The 6419-nt window shown below is 65.2% G+C and carries 7 protein-coding genes; 2 read left to right on the top strand and 5 right to left on the bottom strand.

All coding sequences use genetic code 11. The features are described from left to right. Positions 1-944 (top strand): Mrp/NBP35 family ATP-binding protein (locus tag J1M87_RS15220; RefSeq protein ID WP_206490221.1); only part of this gene is annotated, 944 nt, incomplete at its 5' end. Between the two features lie 307 nt (positions 945-1251). Here the strand turns inward: J1M87_RS15220 and tatB are convergent. From tatB to sigE, 4 genes are all read right to left on the bottom strand, one after another. Further along, positions 1252-1716: a Sec-independent protein translocase protein TatB gene (gene tatB, locus J1M87_RS15215; RefSeq protein ID WP_206490220.1), complete on the bottom strand. Its 465-nt coding sequence runs from the start codon at positions 1714-1716 to the stop codon at positions 1252-1254. Between the two features lie 18 nt (positions 1717-1734). Next, a complete protein-coding gene (locus tag J1M87_RS15210) occupies positions 1735-3267 on the bottom strand; it encodes a S1C family serine protease (RefSeq protein ID WP_241256964.1) in 1533 nt (510 codons plus the stop codon). 102 nt (positions 3268-3369) lie between these two features. After that, a complete protein-coding gene (locus J1M87_RS15205) occupies positions 3370-3696 on the bottom strand; it encodes a hypothetical protein (protein ID WP_206490219.1) in 327 nt (108 codons plus the stop codon). Positions 3697-3712: 16 nt separating this feature from the next. After that, complete coding sequence (gene sigE, locus J1M87_RS15200; protein WP_206490629.1) at positions 3713-4294, bottom strand: RNA polymerase sigma factor SigE; 582 nt, start codon at positions 4292-4294, stop codon at positions 3713-3715. A 284-nt stretch (positions 4295-4578) separates the two neighbouring features. Here sigE and J1M87_RS15195 point away from each other — a divergent pair, with 284 nt between their 5' ends. Continuing rightward, positions 4579-5190 (top strand): O-methyltransferase, encoded by a 612-nt coding sequence (locus tag J1M87_RS15195; RefSeq protein WP_206490628.1) that lies wholly within the window; start codon positions 4579-4581, stop codon positions 5188-5190. A gap of 7 nt (positions 5191-5197) precedes the next feature. Here J1M87_RS15195 and glgC read toward each other — a convergent pair whose 3' ends face one another. Next, the gene (glgC, locus tag J1M87_RS15190) at positions 5198-6412 is read right to left on the bottom strand and encodes a glucose-1-phosphate adenylyltransferase (protein ID WP_206490218.1); all 1215 of its coding nucleotides are present in this window, start codon (positions 6410-6412) and stop codon (positions 5198-5200) included. Positions 6413-6419: the final 7 nt, after the last annotated feature.

The raw sequence follows: 6419 nt of genomic DNA, 5'->3' as shown, positions 1-6419 counted from the left end.
ACGCCGTCGCCGATGTCGCGGGGGTCGGCACCGTGACGGTCGAACTCGACGTGATGAACGACGAGCAGCGCACCGAACTCCGCAAATCCCTGCGCGGCGATTCCGCAGAACCGATCATCCCGTTCGCGCAACCCGGATCCCTGACGCGCGTGTACGCGGTGGCGTCGGGCAAGGGCGGCGTCGGAAAATCCAGCGTCACCGTCAATCTTGCCGCCTCACTGACCGCTCGCGGGTTGTCGGTGGGAGTTCTCGACGCGGACATCTACGGCCATTCCGTGCCGCGCATGCTCGGCAACGACGCACGGCCGACCCAGGTCGAGAAGATGATCATGCCGCCGCAGGCGCACGGGGTGAAGTTCATCTCGATTGCCCAGTTCACCCAGGGCAATACCCCGGTGGTGTGGCGTGGACCGATGCTGCACCGCGCCTTGCAACAATTCCTCGCCGACGTCTTCTGGGGCGATCTCGACGTACTGCTGCTCGACCTGCCGCCGGGCACCGGCGATGTGGCGATCTCTGTCGCGCAGCTCATTCCGAGCGCCGAGATCCTCGTGGTCACCACGCCGCAGCAGGCCGCGGCCGAGGTGGCCGAGCGAGCGGGAGCCATTGCCCTGCAGACGCGTCAGCGCGTGGCGGGCGTGGTGGAGAACATGTCGTGGCTCGAACTGCCGGACGGCACCCGCATGGACATCTTCGGATCCGGCGGTGGCCAGGACGTATCGGACCGACTCAGCAAGGCCGTGGGAGCCGACGTTCCGTTGCTGGGGCAGATTCCCCTCGACACCGCCGTCCGCGAGGGCGGCGACGCGGGCACCCCGATCGTGTTGAGCAACCCGGAATCGCCCGCTGCACAAGCTCTGGAAGCCGTGGCGGCCAAGTTGGCGGTACGCGAGCGGGGCCTGGTGGGTATGTCGCTGGGAATCGACTCGGCCCGCACGCTCTAGAGCCAGACTGTTCACCCGACGACGCCGTCGAGAACAGGTTGCCCGCCTGCGCTCCCCCGCCCGGGTGCGCTCCCCCGCCCGGGTGTGCTCCCCTGCCCGGGTCAATGGACCATTGCACTGCTCAGGGCAGTTTCAAGTGATGGTTGCAACACAGCTCCTGACCTGAGGAGATGTGGAGCAGATGTCCCGACGTGTCATCCCGAACCGAGCAGAGATAGTCGCTAGGTTCCATGCCATGCGAGATTCGGGCGCGGGTGGGGTGCGCTGGGGCGGTGCAGGGCGCGCGCTGCCGGATGTACGACTGCGACTAGGTGGCGTCGGCGTCGATCGGCGGAGTCTCACCGGCCGCGAGTTTCGGCTCGCTCTTGCTCATCGACACCGGGCTCGCGGCCGCCCCACCCTGTACAGCGTTGTTCTGCGGGGTGGGTCCGCCGAGATTCTTCGGCTTGGTGTCGAAGGGCTTGCCCTTGAACGTGTCTTCGAGTGGGTTCTTGAAGATCGAATCGTCGCCGTCGAGGAGATGCTTGGTGATCACCGCGCGCGGGGTCATGCCCCGCAGTTGGTTGAGATCGGCGAGTGGTTTGCGGAGGTCCTCGAAATCGGTGCCCAGCTCGTCCTTGAGCTGCTGACTCGCGCCGTTGGCGTAGTCCTTGACCTGACGGATCGACTTGGACACCCAGCTGATCGCGCCGGGAAGGCGATCCGGGCCGAGGATGACCAGAGCTGCTACGAGGAGAATTACGAGCTCTCCCCAACCGATGTTGCCGAACACGCCTGCCAGCCTAGTCCGTCAGTCCGAAACCGGCGTGACGGACAGGTCCACCAGCCGTCCTGAGCGGACGATCTGCACCGGAACCGGCTCACCGATCGTGGTGGACTGCACTGCGACGACCAATTCGTCCGCATCACCGACCGTGCGATCACCGACCTTGGTGATGACATCGCCTTCGACGATGCCGGCCTGTTGTGCCGGGCCGCCTGCTCGCACATTGGCCACTTCGGCACCCGAGGACGTGTCGTTGATGACCGAGCGCGCATTGATACCGAAGTCCGGGTGTTTCATGACGCCGTCCCGGATCAGGGCCTGAGCCACCTCGGTGACCTCGTCGACAGGGATGGCGAAGCCGAGTCCCACCGATCCCCCGCTCTCGCTGCGGATAGCGGAGTTGATGCCGATGACGCGGCCCTCGAAGTCGATCAAGGGACCACCGGAGTTACCGGGGTTGATGGCAGCGTCGGTCTGCACGGCGTCGATGACGGCATCGGTGTCGGTGCCTTCGCCGGACAGGGCCACGGGGCGATCGAGAGCGCTGACGATGCCGGAGGTGACGGTTTTGTTCAGTCCCAGCGGAGATCCGACGGCAATGACGTCCTGCCCGACGCGAACGTCGCTGGACCGACCCAGCTGCGCTTCGGTGAGGTTTCCGACGTCCGTCTTCAGTACGGCGAGGTCGGTCTTGGTATCGCGTCCGACGATGCGCCCCGGCACTTTCGTGCCGTCCGAGAAGGTGACTTCGAGCGTCGAATTGTCCGGGTCGGACGCTGCGAGGGAGATGACGTGGTTGTTGGTGACGATGTACCCGTCACCGCTGATCACGACGCCCGAGCCGGTGCCCCCGGTCTCCCCGAGTGTCACCTGGATCGATACGACGGACGGGAGGACGGCGTCGGCGACCTTGGTGATCTGACCACGGGGGATGTCGTCGCCGCTGGACTGGGTCAGCGTCACTTTCTGGCTGGTCAGTGCGCCGGTCACTTCGGCGGTCAGACGGCCGAACAGGCCACCGACCAAGCCGATGACGAGGGCCAGGATTCCGAGCACGACGAGAGCTCGGACGGACACCGATCTGCCGAACAGCACATCACGCACACCGAGTTTGGTACCCGGCGGGAGAACCGGAGGCGCTGGGGTGTCGACCGCGGCGTTGCCGAGCAGAACTCGAGCGTTGGGATCACGCCACGGATCGGCCGGAGCGGGCGTGGGGGCATCGATGTCGTGTTCCGCGGACGGGTCACGCTGCAACGACTCCTGGGAGTCCTGCGGACGTCCGAACGCCTCGGCGAGGATCGGGTCGGGAGGGCGAACGGAGACTCGAGCGGGCAACTGCTCGCCGGGTCGGCGCGGAGAGAACGAACCGTCGACGTCCTCGGGACGTCCGAACACCGAGGCCGACATCGGATCGACGGACGGCCGATAGACCGGCCGTGGTGGCAATCGAGGACCTTCCGGGCCGATCCCCGCCGGCTCGACATCGTCCGGGTCGGTGCCTGCGGTCTCGGTGTTGGTCGAATCAGATGTCACGCGTCCGGTTACCCCTCGCATACGTCGGTGTGAGAGTTCAGTATCACTCGAGCGGTCGGGGCAGCTCGATGCAGGTGAGAAGTTCGGTGCAGGTGAGAAGCCGTCGGGAGAATGTCGATGCAGTCACCGTCGGCGACGGCGAACGCCTGCCACGGACGACTTGAACGTCCGCTTGGTGCGTGCCTGCCCGTCGTCCCCGGCGCAGGACGGAATCTGGCTGAGCAGGCCGAGCAAGGAATGCGGCATGGACATCTCGCCTGCACCACGCAGCGCGCGGCGGGCCTGCTGCTGCGCCTCGACCTCGGCCGCGCATTCCGGGCATTCGGACAGGTGGTGAGCTGCGCGAAGGTACGCGGGCATCCGCAATTCGCCGTCGACGTAGGCCGCCACGGCCTCACTGGCCAGATGTTCGGTTGAACTGAACTGCCGAGGCTTGCGCGCCTGCGTCATCCAACCCTCCTCGTAGCTAGTGGGCACTTGCGTGACCCGAGTCGACCTTCCCGTGCACTCGAAGGTACTCGCGTAGCGCTTGGCGTCCACGATGAATGCGACTGCGAACCGTTCCGAGCTTGACGCCCAGTGTCGCACCGATCTCTTCGTAGGACAGGCCTTCGATATCGCACAGCACGATTGCGGCGCGGAATTCCGGTGCCAGCGAGTCGAGCGCGGACTGGAGATCGGGGTCGAGGCGGGCGTCGTGGTAGATCTGCTCGGGACTCGGCCGGTCGGAGGGGACGCGGTCGTAGTCCTCGGGAAGCGCTTCCATGCGGATGCGACTGCGACGACGAACCATGTCGAGGAACAGGTTCGTGGTGATGCGGTGCAGCCATCCCTCGAACGTGCCGGGCTGATAGTTGGACAGGGAGCGGAAGACCCGGATGAAGGTGTCCTGCGTCAGATCCTCTGCATCCTGTGCGTTGCCGGACAGGCGGTACGCCAGGCGGTAGACGCGGTCGCCGTGCTCACGAACGAGCTCGTCCCAGGACGGCATCGTCGAGACCTCGCCGGTCGCATCGAACACGGCGGTGCCGCCGATATCCTCTGGCATCGGCACGGACTCGGGTAGACGCGCGGTGTTGCGAACGCCGTTGATCTCGTAAATAGTTGGATCCTCCTGCTCAGGACTGCGTACGTCCTTCTGATTCAACCGACGACTACCCTCGGATGTTCCAGCTCACACTTCGCAATCGAGACGGACCTTCGATTCCTCCATAGCCTGACCGATCTGCGTGTGGGTCCGGTATGAATCAGCTGAGGCGCACCTGAGAATGTGTGCGTGAGAATGTGCCACGGGCACGATAGCCTCGGTTCGTGCCGACCAACGCCGAGAAGATGCTCGCCTACGCCGAAGACTCCGCTCAGGAGGACGAGGTTCTGATCTCAGCCAGAGAGCGCGCCGTCGATCTCGGTGCCGCACCGGTCCCGCCATCGGTCGGAGCGATTCTGTCCATCTTCACTCAGATGCTCGGCGCCAAGACCGTGGTCGAAATCGGAACGGGCGCAGGAATCAGTGGCCTGTGGCTGCTCGACGGGATGCGTGCGGACGGCGTCCTGACCACCATCGACACCGAGCCCGAGCATCAGCGTGCCGCGCGAGAGGCGTTCCGCGCGGGCGGAATTGCGCCATCACGCACTCGGTTGATCAACGGTTGGGCACTGGATGTGCTGCCCCGATTGGCGGACGACACCTACGATTTGGTGTTCATCGACGCCAGCCCGGCCGATCATCCACACTTCGTCGCCGAAAGCGTCAGACTGCTCCGGCCGGGTGGAGTTCTGGTGCTGCACAACGCGTTGCTCGGTGGCCGGGTCGCGGACCCCACTCAGCGCGATGCCACCGCAGTGGCCGTGCGATCCGCGGCGCGGGCGATCGCCGAGGACGAGCGGCTCACGACGGTGCTGCTGCCGCTCGGCGACGGTTTGATCTGCGCTTCGAGAGCGTGAGCAGGCTCTAGATCCAGACGCCCTTGCCGACCGAGACCACTCCCCCGGCACTGACGTTGAAGCGTTCACGATCGCGTTCGTGGTCGACTCCGATGATCTCGCCGTCACCGACGACGACGTTCTTGTCCAGGATCGCGTGCCGAACCACGGCACCCTTGCCGATCCGGACGCCGGGCATCAGCACGCTGCCTTCGACCGTTGCACCGCTGTCGATCATGACATTGGAGCTCAGTACCGAATTGCGCACGGTGGCGGCGGACAGGATGCAGCCGGCACCGACGACGGATTCCTGAGCCAAACCACCCTGGACGAACTTGGCCGGTGGCAGATTCTCGGCCGATCCGCGGATGGGCCAGCGGCGGTTGTAGAGGTTGAAGATGGGGTGCACCGAAACCAGGTCCATGTGGGCGTCGTAGAAGGCGTCGATGGTTCCCACATCACGCCAGTAGCCGCGGTCTCGTTCGGTGGCACCGGGCACCACGTTGTCGTTGAAGTCGTAGACCGAGGCGACGCCTGCTTCGACGAGCGCGGGAATGATGTCGCCGCCCATGTCGTGATCGGAGTCGGAGTTCTCGGAGTCGGCCTTGATGGCGTCGATCAACACCTTGGTGGTGAAGACGTAGTTGCCCATGGATGCGTAGGTGACGTCGGGGTCGTCGGGAGTGCCCGGCGGCTGCGCCGGCTTCTCCAGGAACTGGGTGATCTTGCCGTTCTCGTCGGAATCGATGCATCCGAACGCGAACGCCTCACTGCGCGGCACCCGGATACCTGCGACCGTGACCCCGGCACCGGAGTCGATGTGCTGCTGCACCATCTGTTCCGGGTCCATCCGGTACACGTGGTCGGCACCGAAGACCACGATGTACTCGGGGTCCTCGTCGTACACCAGGTTCAGCGACTGGAAGATGGCGTCGGCGCTGCCGGTGTACCACCGTGGCCCCAGACGCTGCTGCGCGGGAACCGGAGTGATGTACTCCCCGGCGAACCCGGACAGCCGCCACGTCTGCGAGATGTGGCGGTCCAGTGAATGCGACTTGTACTGGGTCAGCACGCAGAGCCGGAGGTAACCGGCATTGACGAGATTGCTCAGCACGAAGTCGATGAGTCGGTAGGCGCCCCCGAAGGGTACGGCCGGCTTGGCTCGGTCCGCGGTCATCGGATAAAGGCGCTTACCCTCACCGCCGGCAAGCACGATCCCTAGTACGTGCGGTTGTGTCCTCACACACTCA

The organism is Rhodococcus sp. KRD162 (assembly GCF_017168335.1).
Taxonomy (GTDB): domain Bacteria; phylum Actinomycetota; class Actinomycetes; order Mycobacteriales; family Mycobacteriaceae; genus Rhodococcoides.
Note: the sequence above shows the minus strand (reverse complement) of the source record. Positions and strands in the feature narration are given on the sequence as shown.